The organism is Paenibacillus solanacearum, from assembly GCF_910593845.1.
In the GTDB taxonomy this organism is placed as follows: Bacteria; Bacillota; Bacilli; order Paenibacillales; family NBRC-103111; genus Paenibacillus_G; species Paenibacillus_G solanacearum.
In genome coordinates this window covers 136,409-155,465 of record NZ_CAJVAS010000003.1, presented here as the reverse complement: position 1 = coordinate 155,465, position 19,057 = coordinate 136,409, and the positions used below count along the sequence as shown (strand labels likewise).

Sequence of the window (19,057 nt, the reverse complement as noted above, 5' to 3'; positions counted from 1 at the left end):
TTTTATATTAATGCCGCAAATCCTTCTTGCGAATCAAAACAAGACAAAGCACGGCACCGATGGCCAGAATCACAGCGGCGATCTTGATAATGTCAATCGTTCCGTCCACGAAAGATGCGCGGGCAATCTCACGGTAGGAGTCAAACAGCGGATCGTTTTGAAATATCATATCATGTTCCATGCCTGCCAGACCGTTGCTGCCTACAAGCGGGCCTGCCGACTCAATCGCTTGAATCACTTGCCCCTTCGCCGATTCGGAAAGCTGGTCGTCTTGCAATGACTGGATTCTATCCGTGACAAGCGAGGTGAAGCGGCTGGACAGTATGGCCCCATAGAGGGCAACTCCGAATGCGCCTCCCATCTGACGAGCCACATTGCTCATGCCGGATGCCATACCCGCTCGTTGCACCGGTACCGTTCCGATTGCCAGATTAGAGATAGGCGGGTTGATCAAGCCGCTGCCAATTCCAGCAATAATAAATCCTGGTAATAGAACAATCCATTCAGCAGGATCGTTATGTTTCGATAGGAAGGACATGGAATAAACCCCGATCGCCAGCAACGCCATAGATACAACGACGAGCCCTTTGGGGCTTACTTTGCCCATTAATGCACCGGACAGCGGACTGAATAGCAGAGCCATTGCGGTAAACGCGATGAGCTTGACGCCTGTCTCCAGTGCATCCAAGCCGAGAAAGCTTTGCATGTAAATACTGAGATTGAACAGCAACGCATACATTCCCGCGCTCAGACAAAAGGCGGCAATCGCAGAACCGGTAAAGCTGGGAATCTTGAATAAGCGAGGATCGACCATCGGGTGCTTCAACCGCAGCTCACCTACGATGAATACGAAGAGAGCAAGAATGGAAATGCCAAGCATCCACCACACCTCCGGAGAGGTCCAGCCGTTGCCTTCATGGTTGACCTGAATCAATCCGTAGATGAGACAGAACATGAAGACGGTGAATGCGATGAACCCGAACAGATCGATTCGGCGAGCCGCAGACTCGTCCTTGGACTGCTTGATCGCCCATAACGACAGTAGAATCGCGACGATTCCGACGGGTATATTCACATAGAAGATGGATTCCCACCCAATATGCTTAACCAGAATACCGCCGATGACCGGGCCGATCCCCGTAGCCAATCCACTTACGCCGCCCCATATCCCGATTGCGATCCCGCGCTGCTTCCCGCTGAATGTCGCCGAGATTATAGCCAGCGATAAAGGCGTCATTGCAGACGCACCTAGACCCTGAATGCCTCTGGACAAATTCAGCATCGTAATATCGCCGGACAATCCGCATAACAGCGATCCGATTGTAAATACCGCTATTCCCAACATAAACAGCGTCTTTCGCCCGAATATATCGCCCAACCGGCTTGTTGTAACCAGCGCCACGGCAAATACTAAGGTATAAGCGTTGAGTACCCATTCCAATCCGGAGAAATCCGTTTGAAGATCACTTTGTATCGTTGGCAAAGCGACATTCACAATCGTAACATCCAGTAAAGCCATAAATAATCCGAGACATACGGCGACGAGCGCCCACCATTTTCTCTCCGCAGCCTTCTCCGCCTTATCGATCGCCGACATAGCCATTCCCCCATCAACCGCTTTTAATTAAAGATGTAACATGCTAAAATACTATTGTATGTAACGATTATAAATAGATGGTGGTGACATGTCAAATGAATTTTACCTATTACGAGTCGTTATCCGTTCGCCTCGCGGTTGACCTCATTAATACGCTCTGCCCCGTCACGGAGACGGACAGCTTGTCGACGCCTGAAGAATTGAAGCAATTTCTCGTCGTGAGCGAGAAGCATGTCCTAGATTTGGTATCGGAGTCAAATGGAGGATTAGATGGAGATGCCGTGATCGACGTTCATCGGAAAACCGTTCAGTCGTGGCCTGTTCGTTCAGAGGATGTTGAGATCGTCCATTCTCTCAGAAATTCTTTGCGCACGGTGTTCGAGCTGGCAAGAGAACAGAAAGCACAGGATATGGCGGAGCTCTTGAACAAGCAACTGCGCATTAGCGGGGCGACACCAAGAATAAGCTGGCACCATAGACCCTACCATCTGCATTTTGAATCGGAGGAGGACGGATGCGCTCATTGGCTGGCTACAACGACTGCAATGGGGCTCGCTTTTGTACTGATTGAGTTCGGAACGGCAAGATTCGGAATTTGCGCTTCTGCTTCTTGTCAGAAAGTTTTTATCGACACATCCAAGAATAAATCCAAACGTTACTGTTCCGAGGTATGCGCTCATCGCGAAAGTGTGGCGGCTTTCCGCAAACGCCAACGTTCCAAAAGCTAAACATGGCCCGATTGCCTTTCGATGGCTGGCCTCCATTTGCCTCCCCCACTTCTGTGGGCCAGCTGTTGACCGAAACCCAAAGAGGACCGCAACAGGGGACCATCGACAGCCTGTTCAGTCCTCCGAGTGTTCCTATGGGGACCTTGTTAATCAACTGTAGTCTTCAATTAGTGATATTTTTCCTTCTTCAAATTTAAATACTGACTTCCCTTTGAGTTGCACCTTGTTTCCCGTTTTTAATCCGTTCGGCAAATCAACGGCCAGTATCCCTTCATAATCAATGAATACTTCTATTTTGTCGTCTGTAACATTATAATCCGTTATGTTCTGACGACGGCTAGAGAAAGTCATAGTCGACTTTTCGGCCAGCTCTCTAAACGCTTGGATACCCTTGGTCTCCGTGTTAACTTCACCATTCGCATAATTTCTGAACAGGATGTTCTGATGTAAGAGCTTAATCATCCCCGAGACATCAAACGAGTTATACGCTTCAACATAGTTTTCAATGATTTCTTTTGCCTCTGAACTAATCAAATGAATCATCGCCCCTTAAAAAAAGATGATAAAGATTCTCCCCAAAACTCCAGCCGATGTCAAGAGTTTTGGGGTTGTTACCATCATATCTTCACAGAGTCGCACCCCTCGCCCGCACCATGTTGGCGTTGCCATAGCCGGGCATACAAGCCATTTGACGAGAGTAATTCGTCATGGCAGCCTAGCTCTACAATCCGACCATGATCCAGTACAACAATTTGGTCTGCATGCTGTACGGTCTTGAGTCGGTGAGCGACTACGATGAGGGTTCGGCCTTGCACCAGTCGATCGATCGCTTTCTGAATCTCGGCTTCGTTCACAGGATCGAGCGAAGCCGTTGCTTCATCGAGCAGAATGATCGGCGCGTTTTTCAATATCGCCCTGGCAATGGAAATTCGCTGTTTTTCACCGCCCGACAGCGTGCTTCCGCCTTCGCCTACCATCGTGTCGTAACCGTTTGGCAGCTTCAGGATAAAATCATGACAACAAGCAAGGCGCGCTGCTTCCTCGATCTCCTCGCGCGTTGCGTCGCTCCGCCCGAACCGGATATTGCCTGCAATCGTATCCTGAAAGAGGTACACATCTTGAAAGACCATAGATACTTTTCTGAGCAATGCTTCGGGATCCATGGCACGAACATCCTCCCCGCCCATCGTTACCATTCCCTGTTCCGGGTCGTAAAACCGGGCGATGAGCCGAAGAATGGTACTTTTGCCACTGCCCGAAGGGCCGACCAATGCGGTGAAGGAGCCTGCCGGCATGCTTACGCTCACATCTCGCAAGATCGGTTGATCATTATAGCTAAACGTAACCTGCTTCAATACGACATCATGAATCGCAGGAGGCTGCCTCTCTCCTCGCATAACCGGTTCCCGCAAAAGCTGCACGATGCGTTCGCCCGCCTGTTCAAGATAGCGAAACTCCGCGTAACCGGCGAGCGCTGTCGTCAATGGATCGAAAATACGAGTTCCGATGATCAGGAAAGCTACGAATGTGATAACGTCCAAGTTTCCGCCTGTCAGCAGATAAACGCCAGCCATGATCATCAGGGTAAGACCGGCACGAACACAGGCAATCGCGCTCAGCACAATCGGCCCTATCGTCCCTTCGAGACGGATGCTCTGCCGCATCAACTCCTTGAATGACCGTTCCAGCCGGACAAAACGTTCTCCGGTCAAATTATAAGCTTTAATCACCCGGATTCCGTTCAAATATTCTTGCAGTCTGCTGGAAGCATCCATCTTGGCCCTTATATGCTTCGAGCCGAGTTTACGTTGGATGCCCGACGTCAAGAGCACCAGCAAGATAGCTACCGGCAGCGTCGCGAACAGGGAAAGCGCCAGACGCCAGTCGAGGAAAGACAAGCCAATCAGGGCGACAACCGGCATGACGGCGGCACCGATCATCTGCGGAATCAAGTGGGAAATGCCGTGTTCCAGCATCGAAAAATCGCCCACCATTCTATTGGCCAGATCGCCCGGATCCCGTTTGTTCAGGTACCCAAGCGACAACTTGCGCAAATGTTCGGCCAGCCGCGATCGTCCGTCCGCAGCCGCGCTGTATGCATCGCGGTATTGTGCACGATAGGCGGGGACTTCGCAAGCCATCAAGAGAACGAGAGAAACCGCCAGAGCACCGCACACGAACCAGAGCCGAACTGAATCGAGTGGCGTATCGGGATAAATAAATGGAATAAAGATCAATCTCGCCGCTTCCACCAACAGCGCAAAAGGGATTAAGCCAACCAGATTGGCCAAGGTCGTGTACAAAACCGGTTTGACAAGAGATCGCGGATTATCTGCCGTGATGTTGCGCAGCATGCTCATGTTCATTGGCCGCCCCCCCTTTGCCCAAATGCCATTGTGTCGCATGACAGTAGGAACGCCACATGCCTCCATACAAGCCATTAGCTGAAAGGAGAGCTTCATGACTTCCCCGCTCGACGATTCTCCCGCTTTCCATCACGAGAATTTGCTGCGCATCCTGAATGGTGGACAGGCGATGAGCGATGACGATGACCGTCTTGTTGTTCATCAGTGCTTTCAACGCCAGCTGCATCTCGTGCTCGTTCTCCGGATCGGCAAATGCCGTCGCTTCATCAAGTACGAGGATGGGGGCGTTTTTCAGGATTGCCCTGGCTACAGAAATTCGCTGTTCTTCCCCGCCGGACAAATAAACGCCCCCTTCTCCTATCAACGTGTTATACCCAAAAGGAAGGGTCTCGTCGATGAACGCATGACACTGCGCTGCCTTCGCCGCGGCATACACTTCTTCCGGCGACGCATCCGGGCGTCCGACCGCAATATTGTTATACACAGTATCGTAAAACAGAAACGATTCCTGAAACACGAACGCGACGATGTTCATCAGATCAGCGGTCGCGATTTCACGGATATCCACTCCACCAATGCGGACCGCTCCCGTGTTCACATCCCAAAAACGAGGCACCAGATTAGCAATGGTCGATTTGCCCGCTCCAGACGGACCGACGAGCGCTGTCACTTCCCCTTGGCGAGCGGTAAAGGTAATGTCAGCAAGGACATCCGTATCCGCAGGCTCCGTTCCATAAGAAAAAAATACGTGATCGAATGAAACATCAAATGAAGTTGGCCGTATCGGGTGTTCAGGCTCCGACACATTTCCTTCCACTAGTATACGATCTATACGCCGGACCCCCTCATCAATATCTCTGAGCGTTTCAGCCAAAAACATGATTTTAAACATCGGGGTAGATATCCCTGGAGCCATGACAAGGAAAAACAGCAGAACGGAGGCGAAGGCGATGTTGCCCGGATCCCGGCTCAATAAAAACACGCCAACAGGTAGAATAAATGCGGCAAGTGAACCGAGAATCACCTTGAAAATCAAGGATCCGTATTGAAATTGATCCGTTAATTTCACACCGTAGTCACGGTAGCGAAGCATGTCCTGATAAAACTGACGAAACGACTGCACGGTTTGCCCAAATACCTTAACGGCCGGCATTCCCCGAACATACTGGACGGCAGAAGCATTCATCCGTTCCAGCGAATCATGGCAAAGCTTTAGATTTTCTTTCGTCTTCGGTCCGCTGATCAGCGCGATCTGAACCGCAAACGCGAGAACAATCGGCACGAAGCACGCTAGAGCCAACCAAACATTCAGCGTAAACATCACAGCGATCATCAGAACCGTGGTCACAGCAGCATGAACGAGATCGGGCAAATGGTGAGCAATGAACATTTCCACTTTCTCCACGTTTTGTTCCAGCGTTTTCTTGACGGCCCCCGTCGACGTACCATTCAGCCAGCCAAGCGGAAGCTTGCCGATATGGCTTGCAAGCTTGACCCTGAGACCGTAAAGAATACGAAAGGCGGCGATATGAGAAACCATTCCCCCTGCATACATCGTGGCCAAGCCGGCTACCAGGCCGATTAAAGCGATAAAGCTAAAACGGATCATTTTCGCTCCGTCTGCCGAAGCAGGGGACGCTGCGTGCTCCAATAACTCTTTTAAAATGACAAAGACGGAAGCGTAAGGCACCAGCATGCAAACGGCGCTAAGCGAAGATAACAGGACCGAGACGATCATCAGTCCGCGCTTCTCTCCGGCGATTTCCAATAGTCGAGCCATCCCCGTTTTATTTGTCATTGATCTCTCCCCCCTTCGAACTGTTTGGTGAAAATCAACCTGTCACTCGAATTATTTCATCGAGTGACAGATTGCATATCTCTATCATGTATGGAAGCGAGCTATCTCCGCTAAGTCACCTACAGTACCGACAATAGAAGCATATCGCATGGTTTGTCTCTGAACCGGCTCATAAGCTGGCCATGGGACGTAAACACCGGGATTGCCTGTTTGAATAAATCCAATCCATGCCTTGCGCATAACAGTTGTTAAATCACTAACAATTGTTGGATCTGCCCCTTGCAATATCGGTACATCCTTGTACGATTCGAAATTTCCGAATATAAATGGCAGTTCTAAGCCGTGACACGCTTTAAAAGGAGATCCGAGCGGTGCCCAATCGAACTGATATACCCAAGCACGTGAGCCGGCTTTATGAACTGCGTATGCTAGCCTTAGAGTGGGGAGCAGGAACATATAGTCCGTAATCAAGTCAGATACTAGAGCGATTGCCGCACTACCGGGCCGCCGCCAGCGGTAACGCTCGATTGCATTTTCTTTCCCGGTCAAGGCAACGAAACGTTCGTTAACCAAAGCCGGATCGAGAGTCTTTACGTTTCCTAAAAGAATATTTGCTTCCTCTCTATTGGTACCCATAATGAGATCAATGCCTGCTTCGCCGGCACCTTTTGCAGCCATCTCAATAAACCGATCCGTCGTGGAAAGAGAATCAAAAACAGGCATAAAAGGGAGAGCAATTTGACCAAAGCGCGCAATTTCCTGAGCCAATTTTTCCGATGCTTGAATGATTTGAGCAGGTGATAAGGTATTCAATTGGGCGGTAATTTCTTGTGGATCCCTCTGATTCACATTCAAGATTTCCAATAGCCGGCTTCCACGTTCAAATGCTTTTTCTTCTGACAATGGAGCAAGACTTGCGGGCGCGCTTTGTAGAATTGCTCTGCGGAAGAGACCTCGTGCCTCTCCTATGGCCAATAAGCACATAATGGCATGGGCCCCCGCGGATTGCCCCATGATGGTGACATGGTCAGGATCGCCGCCAAAATGAGCAATATGATCTTGAACCCATTTTAGAGCTTCGAGAATATCGAAAATCCCCATGTTCCCATCGCTAACTCCCGGATAATGCAAGAATCCAAAAGCTCCAAGCCGGTAATTGACGCCTACGGTAACGAGATTACCGTCCTTGGAAAGCTCCGCTCCATCGTACCAGTCCAGCGATCCAGATCCAGTCATATAATGTCCGCCATGCACCCAAACAACAACAGGGCGTTTTTCCTGGTCGATGGCAGGGGTTGAGATTGTGAGCGATAGGCAATCTTCCCCTTGAGGCGGTTCAGAAGCTTCTCCGATGGCTTGACGTAATGGAGAAGGCGGTTGTGGTGCAATAAAGCCATGACGGCTTGCATCCCGAATTCCGGTCCAAGCAGAAACGCGGCGTGGATGAGAAAAGCGATGCTCCCCCTCGGGCGCGTCGGCATATGGAACACCACGAAACTGAATGACATCATTCCTTCGAACCCCTTGAAGGGAACCAAGAGAGGTTTGTACGATACAAGATTCCTTTGTCATAGAAGTCAACTCCTTTTAATTAAATTGATTTGATATAGACGTTTCGGCGATTTCCAGTACGTTATCGTGGTTTGAAGTCTCCTTTCACAACCGATACTACGTATCCTTTATGAACGCAATATGAATGAATTGGTTGAAAATGTAAAAAAAGGCGAACGAAATCGTTCCCCTCTTTTGTCCATGTTTTCGATTGTTTGACTGAGTTACATAGCTGGCAGAATAACGGTTACCGCCGTTCCTTTTCCTGGAGCGCTGTCTATCTCGACCCGGCCGCCGTGCAATTCGACAACTCGTTTTACGATTGCGAGTCCAAGCCCGCTTCCCCCGGCTTCACGGTTATGCGATTTATCGGCCATAAAAAAGCGTTCGAAAATGCGTTTGCGATCTTCCTCGGCCATACCAATTCCGTTATCGCGTACAATGACTTCGATTTCACCATTTCCGGCCCGAAGCTCGATGGAGATGTCACCGCGCTCGGGTGTGAATTTGATGCTATTGCTGATAACATTGAGCCATACCTGGCTCAGCAGGTCTTCGTCTGCATGAATCGCCGTTTTTGAAAGCTCAAGGTGAATATTTAAGTGTTTGGGCGCCCATTGCGGCTCCAAGGCTACGACAATACGGCGCAGTTGACTATCAAGTCGAACGAGCGATGGATGGAAGGGCAGATGGTTAGAATCCATCGTCGCCAGTCGGAGCATGTTCTCGCTGAGTCGGGACAGTCGCATGCTTTCGTGCCGGATTATGTTCAGATAGCGCTGTTGCTCGGCTTCATCCAGACCGCCCCTTTGCAAGATGGAGACAAAACCCGAAATGGACGCCAGCGGTGTTTGAAGTTCGTGGGATACGTTGGAAACAAACTCCTGACGCATCTTTTCGACTTGGCTCATCTCGTTGGCCATTTGTTGAAATTGCTCCGACAAGACACCCAATTCATCTTTGTTCTTTGTTTGAAGTTGGATGCTATAGTCCCCTTTGGCAATTTTTTTGGTTGCGGCGGTCAATGCTTTTAAGGGTTTCACCACTACGCTAGTAAAAAGGATAAATTTGGTGTTAGCAATCGCAATTGCAATCACAATCAAAACACCCAAAATTATAAACAGCTGAGAAATATTAGAAACTTCCGGATGGATTACAAGTGCCAACTGTTCGTCCGCAGTTTGTAAAGGGAAACCCATGTGCAAGCTCGTCGGTAGAGGCAGAACGGATGTGCGCCTCACGACTTCGGCCCCGTTCTGGATGCGGTGGATATCCTCGCCAGTAAGGTTGGGCTTGCCTATCTGGCCATAAGCGTAGCGAAGCCCGTTCCGATCGTATACCCAAAGGCTTATCTTTTGCTTTTCAGACAACTGTTTTAGAAAAGGATCACGTTCGTCTGGCGCCAATCGGGAAAAAGCTTCGGATATCAACCCGGTTCGCACCGCATACTCTTGTTGGATGGATTGCGTGATCTGATCTTTAAACAAATAAATGGTTATCGGAATGGCCCCTCCGATACCTATCACCACAGCTACGAAAAAGAGCAATACAATTTTTAAATATAAGCTCTTAATCATAGCTTTCCGTCATTAACCTGTAACCGAGACCACGAACCGTTACAATGCGAAAAAGGTGAGTATAGGCGGCAAATCGCTCCCGCAGCCGCTTAATATGAACATCGACCGTCCGCTCATCCCCTTCGTGGTCGAAGCCCCATACCGCTTCAATTAGCTGGTCTCGCATAAAGATTTGGCCGGGATAACTCGCAAGTTGATATAATAGTTCGAATTCCTTAAGCGGCAAGTTCCAATTCACGTTTCCGTCGGAAACAGTCCCCCGAAGCCGATCCAGCTTGAAGCTGCCCAATCTAACCATCTTATCGGCCGCAATCCGGTACCGGCGCAGCACCGCTTTGATTCGGGCCACCAGCTCCTGCGGGTCAAAAGGCTTTACCAGGTAATCATCTGCGCCTAGGCCGAATCCCTTCACCTTTTGACTTGTCTCGTGCTTAGCCGTAATCATGATAATCGGCAGTTCGGGGTTCAAGAGCCGCAGTTCCTGGCACAAATCCCACCCATCCATGATTGGCATCATGACATCAAGCAAAACCAAATCCGTAGGAGAGCTCACCATTTCAGCAAGCGCCTCCTTGCCGTTGACCGCTCCCCGGACACGAAATCCTTCATGGTTCAACACAATTGAAATCATTTCCGACATATGCGTATCATCTTCGACTACGAGAACGCTTGTCATAGCGTATACCTCCTTAATCATGTGCAAAGAAAATATAGTGTTAGACTGTAGTTGCTGATTTAACGCGGTTTTGAATTTGAAAATCGGCTGAAAACGAAGGTCGGGTTAAACATAGAAAAACATCTGCAAATCCTGTATTGTTGTAAGGCCTACCAAACAACAAAAGGATCTGACAGATGCCCTCCAGTATATCAACGAAAAGCTCGGATTACCAGAGCTGCGCCTGCTAACGGGCAGGAGCATGGAGCAACTGGGATACTTGGAAAAAGAAATTAGCGCCAAAAAAACCAACATCTCAGCGTTAAATCTTGCGCAATTACATCACCAGCAATTGTTCCTTTACGTCCCTTATCCGTTGTTATTACTTCCCGGAATACACCCGCATCCAGTCGATATACACTTCCGATGGATCTGCCGTCGTTCCCTTCGTCCATAGATGAATTCCCGGATGCACTTGAGCTTCATTACTCGGATTCCAGCCGAATTCTTCCATCGTCCAGGACGCGAGTTCCACACCGTCCTTGAACGCCTTCGCTTGCCCTGTGCCATGGTTCGCTTCCACCCGCCACACATGCCACTGATGATCCGGATCTCCCGTGAGGCTGTATACCTTCACCCAGTTGCCGCCGCTGGTGGCGGTTTTGACATACAGGCCGTCCGACTCGATGTGCAGCATCATCCGCTTGTTGTCGCTGACGATCTTCGTCGCGAGCGATTCCGTCGTAGCGCTGGAGGAATAGTCGGTGATTTGAGCCTTGAACTCATAGACATACGGACCTGCGGGAGCCGCGTCCTTCCGCTCATTCTTGATGCTGCTGGCGACGCCGGTCGCATTGGCCATATGCAGCAGTCCGCCCGGGTTAATCTCGATCGTCCCTTGGCTGTTCGCCTCCCAATCGGCGGTAATGCTATCCCAATGGTCGCTGTAAAACTCGGAGCGCACAATCGTATGGTCCACATAGGCCTCGGCGGCATCGGCCGACGTTCCGGCTACCCAATGGGCGATCCGTGGAGACTCCGCATTGACCGGAAGCGGCCAATTGGCTGCTTTCGCCGCCGCTCCGTCGATATACAGGTTGGCAATATCGGACTTGCCTACCCGAATGTAATAGTCATGCCAGTTCGAATCGATTGCCATGTTGTACACTTTGACCCAATCCCCGTTCGAATTGGCCGTAATCGCATAGATACCATCCGATTGAACGGATACCATCAGGCGTACGTAACCTGTCGACACCTTCGTTCCGAGGCTGTTCTTGTCGTTCTGCGGAACGCCGGAGCCGGCGAAGTCCGTAACCCGTGCTCTGAAATCGAGCGAGAACCCGCCGGAAGGTGCAATGTTCTTCATCATATTGGAGTGCGAGCCGTTATTGCTGGCCAGATGAAGCTGGCCGCCGCTAACAGCCGCCGTTCCGCCTGCCGGATCAAGCGTCCAGCCGATCGCGCTGTCCCAGTACCGTTCCACCGCGCCATAAGCATCATCCGTTTCACCGGAAGGCAGCGCCAGATTCGTCGAAGTCGAGACCGGCACGCCGAAGCTCGGAAATCCGTTCGCGTCCCAAGTGAATTTCTGGGTTCGTCCGTTGCGGTACCACTGGCTTCCCGAAACGATCGCCGCATGATAGACGATATAATCCTCCGTACCGTCGGGTGACGTCGTGAAGGAATGGGAGCCCGGGCCGTACACGCCGTTGGCCGCATTTTTCGAGAAAACCGGCTGCGGGCTGGAAGCCCCGGCAGGCGTATATTTTTGCCAATTCGATGCCACCAGAGGATCTTGATTATTGGCCGTGCTCATCCAGATCATGCCCAGCTTGTAGTCGTCGGTGAGGCTGTGATTGGACGAGTATACGACAAAGATTTTGTTATTCCGGATCAGTACCTCGTGCGACTCCTGCACGCCTTTTCCGTTCTGGCAGTTCGGATGAATGTCGTAGTTGATTTCCCATGGCTGATTGGGGGTTGAGATTTGGACTCTGGACTTGTTCGGGTTCACGGTCCACGGATTCGTCAGCTCCGCGATGTACGTGTTTTGCTTGACGCAAACGCTCGTCGAGCCGTCGGCATGCCCCGACCAGATCAAATACAATTTGCCGTTATATTGAAACATGTTCGGGCCGATCGCCCAATAATCGTTGTTCGCGTCATATACGCGGCCTTTCAACGTATACGGCCCCATCGGGTCGCTGCCTTCCGACTCCAGCACAAAGATGCGGTGGTTCACGTTCTGCCCGTTGTCCGCTGTGTAATAGATGTACCATTTGTTATTGTACGGAATCAGCTCCGCGCCCCAGACGGCGTTATTGTACGGCGATTGCGGTGTATAGACGGGCCTTTGCGTGCTCAGGCCTATGCCGGTCAACGTCTTCGATTTGTTAATAAAAATCTTGTTGCCCGTCGCGTGCGTCCAGTAATAGAACCCGTTGTGATACCGAACGTTCGGATCGGCCGCCCACGACATGATGACGTTATAATAGGCCTGCGTCGGCAGCGCCGGAAGCAGGAGCGCCAGCAAGAGCGTCCATAACAATAATTTCATCGTCATACTCCGAACCCTATTCAATCGGTTTTCCTTCGTTTTCACTGTCCCATCAACCTCCGGCTTAAGATACAAACCAAATCCGACTCGGGCAGATCATCAGGCATGTTTATCTGCGCCCGTTACGTTTCTCCGAAATGCAGGCTAATCCAGCACTCTGTTCTGGAGCGTATTGCCAATTAGCCGTTAACGGTCACACGGACGCCTTGCTCGAACGAGCGGATCGCCGCCTCCGCGAGCAATAGTGCGCGGTAGCCCGCTTCGGCAGGCACGGGCGGCCGCTCTCCCGCCCGGAATGCTTGAAGCAGCGCGTCAAAGTGTGTATCGAACGTTCGGTGAAAAGCCCGGTCCCGATCGTTGAAATACCCGGCTTCCCATACTTCGCCCAGCTCACTCTCTGCCGGATGATACACGAATCGCTTGACGGTATCGTGGATGACGACCCTTCCTTTCGTGCCGTCCAGCTCCATACGGTGAGTATCCGGATACGCATACGACGAATCGTTCGTTCCGAGCAAGCTTCCTACGGCGCCGCTGGCGAATCGCAGCGACAGCGACAAGGTACGGAAGCCGCCACCTGTCTTGTCGGTCATCTCCGCCATCACGGATTCGATCGGGCCGCCCAAATACTCCAGCATGTCCAGCCCGTGGCACTGCGTTGCGATCAGATTCGTATACGGGTGATCACATACTCCCTTGCCCCCGAACCGCCATGACGCCAGCGTCATTTCCCCGAGCTTCCCCTCTTCGATGGCTTTGACCGCCAATTCAACAGGCTTGGCATAACGATGATTGAAGTTGATTGCAAAAAACAAGCCTCGCCGGGATGCCTCATTGAGGAGGAGATCGGCTTCTTGCAGCGTGTAAACAAGCGGCTTTTCGACCAGTAGCGGGACGCCCGCACGTATGACCTGCAGTGTCGGCTCGAAATGCTCCCGGTTCGGCAAACATAAGCTGACCAGATCCGGCTGCTCCCGATCCAGCATTTGAGCGATATCCGTGTAGGCGCGGACACCGAATTCGCCGGCCCGCTTCATCGTTCTGTCCGGGCTCCGCCCGACAACAGCGCAAAAGTCGACTCCCTCATGCGCTTGGAATATTCTAGCGTGCTGCCGGCCCCAGCCGCCCGCTCCGATGAGTGCCACCTTTAGTTTCTTGTGCGAATTCACTAAGCATGACCGCCTTTCCCGATCCAAACCGATTATTGAGGTTGAACGACGATATTGTCGAAGACGCCGGTGGCAGGGGTCGTTTGATTCGGACTGCCAACCCTCAGACCGACCAGACCTCCGCTATAGTTGCTGTCTGTCGCAGAGAGCGTCGACAGCACGGTGCCGTTGTCCGTCTTCAGCGTAGCTGTGATGGCATTGCCAACCGCGGCGATATGCATATGGTACATTTGGTTTGTTTGGAAGGACAGTTGTGTCGTTTGCTCATCCAGCACGGTGCCCGATGTCCCGTCCGCATCCATCCGAATGAGCCGGAACGCCCCGCCCATCTCCATCTGCGCCATGTAGCCTTTGAACATGAAGGAGCTGTCCGCGTGGTCGGAGCTGCGGAAGATGACGCCAGCCTTGCCGGAAGTCGTCAGCATGACATCGGTATCGTAGATGAAATTATTGAAGTACGATCCGGCTTGGACGGAACGGATCCCCCCCTTGCCAGTGCCCTCGAACTGATTGCCGGCATTCACTTTCCAATCGGGATTCGGCGCATCCGAATCCTTGTTGTAAGCGAACCAGCCTTGCGCATACCCGTACGGCGGATCCGCATCGCCTGCACCAGTATCGTCATCGTTGAAATTCTCATGCAGCGGATTTTTGGCGTTCCAATCGTTCAAGGCCGCGATAAGCACGGATTTGGTGGCGGCCAAGCTGCTGTCGTTGATCTTGTTATCGCCGCTCTCCTCCGGCTTCGCCTCGGTAATATCGAACAAATATTCATTCACCGACGTGTCGGGGTTAATCGTTCGCATATACTTGTACGTTCCGTTGCTGACGGCAAGCTGAACCTGATTCGTTCGATGATCGCCGTCTTCGTTAATGTATCTCCAGTACAAATAGTCATGCGGATTCGACGAGTCTGCTCCCGTAATCAGCGGGGATAAGTCTTTGCTTGCCGGCGCCAGCAGGCTGGCGTTGGCCCCGGCTGCTCGCAGAATCGTGTTCAGCAGGTCCTGCGTGCTGACCATTTGGTGATGGACCGCGCCAGCCTGAGTATATTGGGCCGGCCATTGGATAGCGAACGGCGAGCGAATGCCGCCTTCGAACAGATCATGCTTTCCTCCTTGAAGATTGCCGGTAGATCCGATCTCCGGCCCGTTGTCGGATACGAAGATGACCATCGTATTATTCCACTTGTATCCGGTGCGCGGGCCTAACGCATCCAGCACCTGGCCAACATTATGGTCCAGATTATCGATCATGGCATAGTATACCTTTTGCTTGTTGGTCAGATCGGTCCGACCGGCATACGCCGAATAATAACTGGAAGGCACTTGCAGCGGGACGTGCGGCGAATTGTAGGCCAGGTAAAGGAAGAACGGATCTTGGGAAGGGCCGCCGTTATTTTGTATGTAGTCCACCGCTTTGTTCGTAAACACATCCGTCAAGTATTGCTGCGGCGTGCGTTTCACATACGAGGCCGTAGCGGAATCGTATTCCTTGACATTCTGATTCTGATTGGAGGCGACCGCCGAACCGGTGATGACGCTGCCGGTGCTTTTATCCCAGTACGTCGCATCGCTCGGCGCCGTTGCGTTCGTCGGATAGTAGCTGCTGATCCCGCCCGGAATTCCGTAGAAGCCGTCGAAGCCGCGGTTCACCGGCATCAGTGCGTTCGTGTTGCCCAGGTCCCACTTTCCGAACATCATCGTTTTGTAGGTCACGGCAGCATTGTTCTTTAATAAGCTGGCAATCGAGTACGACGGATTTTTTGACGCATATGTCCGCGCAAGAAAATTGCTGTCGAAGCCAAGCCGCGACGGATACCGGCCCGTCATCAGCGCCGCCCGGGAGGCGGAGCAGACGGGAGAAGCGACATAGCCTTCCGCGAATGTTACGCCGTGCTCTGCAATCGATTTGATGTTCGGCGTCGAAGAGACCGAATTCGTGCTGGTCAGCCTCGTATCGCCGTAGCCCAGATCGTCTGCGTAGATCAGAATCACGTTCGGCGCAGCCTCCGCCTCCTTCGTGCCCGACAAGCCTAGACATACGGCCGCCGCAGCGGCGACAAAAACGAACCTGGCCATTACGTTCCACTGCGATTTCATCATATTCACCTCATTCTCCTTGATACGGGATGACGATAACATTCTCCCGTACACCCCATCATCGGTTTCGTTTCGCTTGATACGGCAAGGCCCGCTTGCCGGCCCTCACCTCCTTTCCGAAGCGATGAATCCATGTATCCGGCGATCCTGCACCCTCACCTCCTTCTGTAATTCATATCCACAGCCGCTACCTCGGTGTTCACCGTAATGATTTTGCAAAAGCAATCTTTTTCCCGAATATTGATTGCGCTTTCAAATCTTTTTTATATATACTAGTCTATATCTGTGTTACTGGAGGCTGTGACCCGTTATGGGAAATTTGGTCAAGATCAAGCTCCTCGGCGATCTGCGCTTAACGCTCAGGTGGATCTATGAATGGAACATACCGCCCGACCGGCCGTTGAGGAAAGCAAGCTTTCCGTTTACAATCATCTGGATCGTTCTGGATGGACATAAGAAGGTGGATATCGGAGGAAATCCATACGAGCTGAGCAAGGGAGATATTGTCATCATTCCCCCATCCGTGGCGCGTACCGGATTTCAGGAAAAGGATAGCTACGGCTTCTTTCATTACATTACGCTGGCCGCCGACATCCGGATCGGCTCGCTGGAGTTCGTCCGCATTTATCAGCTGCCGCAGCGGGTTAGCATTCCGGATACGGGACGCTGGGAGCCTTTTGTCGTCAAATCCCGGGAGCTGGTGCACCATGCCGATCAAATGCTGGCGCATTTGCAGCTCGACAGCGCCTGGAGAAAGGACGAGACGGAGACAGTGCACGAGCTGAACACCGCGCAGACGCTGGAGCTCATCGATGTCCAGCGAAGCTTTTACGAGTGGTTCGGCCAGCTCTGCGGCCTGATCAAGGACGATATTCCGGAACAGCCGGAGCAGACGGACAAGCGCATTCAAGAAATATGCACGTATATCAAAAGCAATATCAGCGAGGAGCTGACACCGACGAGCCTAGCCGCCGTCGCCTTCATTAGCGAGAGCCATCTGCGCCTTCTGTTCAGAAAAACGTTCGGCGTCTCGCCGACGGAATACGTGCGCCGGGCAAGGATGCAGTACGCCCGCGAGCTGATCTTGAACAGCGATTACCGGCTGTCGGATATCGCAAGAATGGTCGGCTACGAGGATGTGAACCGGTTCAGCCGCACCTTCTCGAAATTCGAAGGCATCAGCGCCATGGCGTACCGCAAGCAGTTTCAGTCCGGTATCAAGTAACCGACCCCCTCATGAGGAGGGGGTCAAATTGGCCTCGACCTGCTTATTGGCCAGTTCCTCGGCTTCCCGCAGCATGGTATTGATATCCTTGTTCTGAACGAGCGATTCGGCGAACTTGTCGGTCAGCACCCCGACCACGATATTGTCGTACTGTGTGAGCGGACTGCGGGTGTCCGCCGCCGCCATTTTGAACAGCGCCGCAATGTTTTTATCCGCGAGCAGCGGAATGTTTTTGCCAAATTCCTGCTTGACCGCATCGGATTGAATGACCGGGATCGTTCCTTCCCTCGACGTATTCAGCTGCATTTCCTCGGAAACCAGGTAAGCCAGCACCTTGAACGAGGCGTCAGCATGCTTCGTCGTGGACGAGATGGAGCCGAACGGCGTGTTCAGCTGGACGCCCTGTCCGGGTTTGTCTTTGAAGGAAGGAAGCGTCACGAGATCCCAATGGAACGCAGCCTTGTCCGGATGAATGAGCACATTGGTCATCATATCCGTAATGTTGGCGAACATGGCGACCTCGCCCTTCAGGAACGGATTGTTGTTCGCGAGCTGGTTTTTTTGCGCCGGAATGTTGCCCGTCACGTCGTACACGCTCTTGATCGTATTCAGCCATTCGATCCAGCCGTCCTTATAGATGGACGCTTTGTTCGTTTTCGCATCGACAAGGGACAACGAGCGCTGATTGTTGTTTATGGAGTAGTTCAGATTCGCATCGAAGCCCCGGTATTGAATACCGCCCTCGTTATGGGTCATGGCCGCCACGATTTTGCGCGTGTCATCCCAGGTCATGCCGTCCTTCGGATAGGCGACGCCAAGCTTGTCGAACAGATCTTTATTATAATAAAGCACCTGTCCGTTAATGCTGATCGGCATAATATTCATTTGCCCTTCATATGAATACGCTTTCATACTTTTCACAACATTAGGCTGCAGTTTGTCCAGCTTGAAATCGTATTTTTGGATCAGCGGCGTCATATCGGCGAATACGTTATACATTTTCCACTGTCCGATCCAGCCCGGCAGACCGAAGATCAAGTCCGGAACGTTGCCGCTCGTGGAGAATGTTTTGATCGCTTCGATCGGGCCTTGCGGCACTTCGACTCTTTCCAGCGTAACACTCGGAAATTTCTTCTTGAGCGGCTCCACAAGCTGAGCGTTAAAGGCCTCCACCGTTTTGCCGGGAGCAAACACGGTCAACGTAACGGCTTCTTGAATCGTTTCAAGCGATCCCCCGTTTTTTGCATGCTCCGTTGCCGATTGGCTCTCCTTCTTGTCGCAGGATGTCAACAGCGTTCCCAATAGTGCCGATACAGATAATAACAATGGCAGCTTTGTCATCGTAGCCCCCCCTTTTTATTGTTCGCGCCAACAAAATGCCGTTCAACAACAACTTGCAGCGCAGCGGCAAGCCTCATGCGCTTACCTGCTATGCCTTCTTTGGCCGTACCCTGAAGTGTACGATCATAAGCTTGGATTTTGTGATCCCGGCATCCCTCGCTTTCCACAATGCACCGCTTGCTGTAACCACGCTAGGCGTCCCCGCTGAAGACGTCATCTCATATTCGTTATTTCCGGTTTCCGGCGCTCACAGCGCGGCGCATTGCATCCTTTGCTTGCTCAAATCGTAGCAAAAAACGCAATCGGCTGAATATACACTGCGTGATTATTTTTGTGTCGTTTTCGATTATGAGGCATTCGGCCGTTCAAAAAATAACGGATCAGCGTC

13 protein-coding genes are annotated in these 19,057 nt (G+C 51.7%); 2 read left to right on the top strand and 11 right to left on the bottom strand.

Going from position 1 to position 19,057, the window contains the following annotated elements:
* Positions 1 to 7: 7 nt before the first annotated feature.
* Positions 8 to 1,597, bottom strand: coding sequence for an MFS transporter (locus KXG62_RS05090; RefSeq protein WP_218090846.1), 1,590 nt, complete (start codon positions 1,595 to 1,597; stop codon positions 8 to 10).
* A gap of 95 nt (positions 1,598 to 1,692) precedes the next feature.
* On the opposite strand from KXG62_RS05090, the gene KXG62_RS05085 reads away from it, so the two are divergent.
* On the top strand, positions 1,693 to 2,325 hold the full coding sequence (locus KXG62_RS05085) for a CGNR zinc finger domain-containing protein (RefSeq protein WP_218090845.1): 633 nt from the start codon (positions 1,693 to 1,695) through the stop codon (positions 2,323 to 2,325).
* Positions 2,326 to 2,475: 150 nt separating this feature from the next.
* Here the strand turns inward: KXG62_RS05085 and KXG62_RS05080 are convergent, their stop codons facing one another.
* The 9 genes from KXG62_RS05080 to KXG62_RS05040 all read right to left on the bottom strand — a co-directional run bounded on the left by KXG62_RS05080 (position 2,476) and on the right by KXG62_RS05040 (position 16,106).
* Positions 2,476 to 2,868 carry a nuclear transport factor 2 family protein gene (locus KXG62_RS05080; RefSeq protein ID WP_425517331.1) on the bottom strand — a complete coding sequence of 131 codons (393 nt, stop codon included), beginning with the start codon at positions 2,866 to 2,868 and terminating at the stop codon, positions 2,476 to 2,478.
* Between the two features lie 74 nt (positions 2,869 to 2,942).
* Positions 2,943 to 4,685: an ABC transporter ATP-binding protein gene (locus tag KXG62_RS05075; protein ID WP_218091031.1), complete on the bottom strand. Its 1,743-nt coding sequence runs from the start codon at positions 4,683 to 4,685 to the stop codon at positions 2,943 to 2,945.
* Positions 4,654 to 6,489, bottom strand: a complete 1,836-nt coding sequence (locus tag KXG62_RS05070; protein WP_218090843.1) for an ABC transporter ATP-binding protein — start codon at positions 6,487 to 6,489, stop codon at positions 4,654 to 4,656. Before KXG62_RS05070 ends, KXG62_RS05075 begins: the two co-directional genes overlap by 32 nt.
* Positions 6,490 to 6,573: 84 nt before the next feature.
* On the bottom strand, positions 6,574 to 8,061 hold the full coding sequence (locus KXG62_RS05065; protein ID WP_218090842.1) for a carboxylesterase/lipase family protein: 1,488 nt from the start codon (positions 8,059 to 8,061) through the stop codon (positions 6,574 to 6,576).
* Between the two features lie 203 nt (positions 8,062 to 8,264).
* Positions 8,265 to 9,617 carry a sensor histidine kinase gene (locus tag KXG62_RS05060; protein ID WP_218090841.1) on the bottom strand — a complete coding sequence of 451 codons (1,353 nt, stop codon included), beginning with the start codon at positions 9,615 to 9,617 and terminating at the stop codon, positions 8,265 to 8,267.
* Positions 9,610 to 10,293: a response regulator transcription factor gene (locus KXG62_RS05055; protein WP_218090840.1), complete on the bottom strand. Its 684-nt coding sequence runs from the start codon at positions 10,291 to 10,293 to the stop codon at positions 9,610 to 9,612. The genes KXG62_RS05060 and KXG62_RS05055 overlap by 8 nt, the downstream gene beginning before the upstream one ends.
* 361 nt (positions 10,294 to 10,654) lie before the next feature.
* Positions 10,655 to 12,832 carry a glycoside hydrolase family 43 protein gene (locus KXG62_RS05050; protein ID WP_218090839.1) on the bottom strand — a complete coding sequence of 726 codons (2,178 nt, stop codon included), beginning with the start codon at positions 12,830 to 12,832 and terminating at the stop codon, positions 10,655 to 10,657.
* Between the two features lie 179 nt (positions 12,833 to 13,011).
* Positions 13,012 to 14,001: a Gfo/Idh/MocA family protein gene (locus KXG62_RS05045; RefSeq protein ID WP_246627298.1), complete on the bottom strand. Its 990-nt coding sequence runs from the start codon at positions 13,999 to 14,001 to the stop codon at positions 13,012 to 13,014.
* A gap of 32 nt (positions 14,002 to 14,033) precedes the next feature.
* On the bottom strand, positions 14,034 to 16,106 hold the full coding sequence (locus KXG62_RS05040) for a sulfatase-like hydrolase/transferase (protein ID WP_246627309.1): 2,073 nt from the start codon (positions 16,104 to 16,106) through the stop codon (positions 14,034 to 14,036).
* Positions 16,107 to 16,413: 307 nt separating this feature from the next.
* On the opposite strand from KXG62_RS05040, the gene KXG62_RS05035 reads away from it, so the two are divergent.
* On the top strand, positions 16,414 to 17,328 hold the full coding sequence (locus tag KXG62_RS05035) for an AraC family transcriptional regulator (RefSeq protein WP_218090836.1): 915 nt from the start codon (positions 16,414 to 16,416) through the stop codon (positions 17,326 to 17,328).
* A 9-nt stretch (positions 17,329 to 17,337) separates the two neighbouring features.
* Here the strand turns inward: KXG62_RS05035 and KXG62_RS05030 are convergent, their stop codons facing one another.
* Positions 17,338 to 18,669, bottom strand: coding sequence for an ABC transporter substrate-binding protein (locus KXG62_RS05030; RefSeq protein ID WP_218090835.1), 1,332 nt, complete (start codon positions 18,667 to 18,669; stop codon positions 17,338 to 17,340).
* Positions 18,670 to 19,057 lie beyond the last annotated feature (388 nt).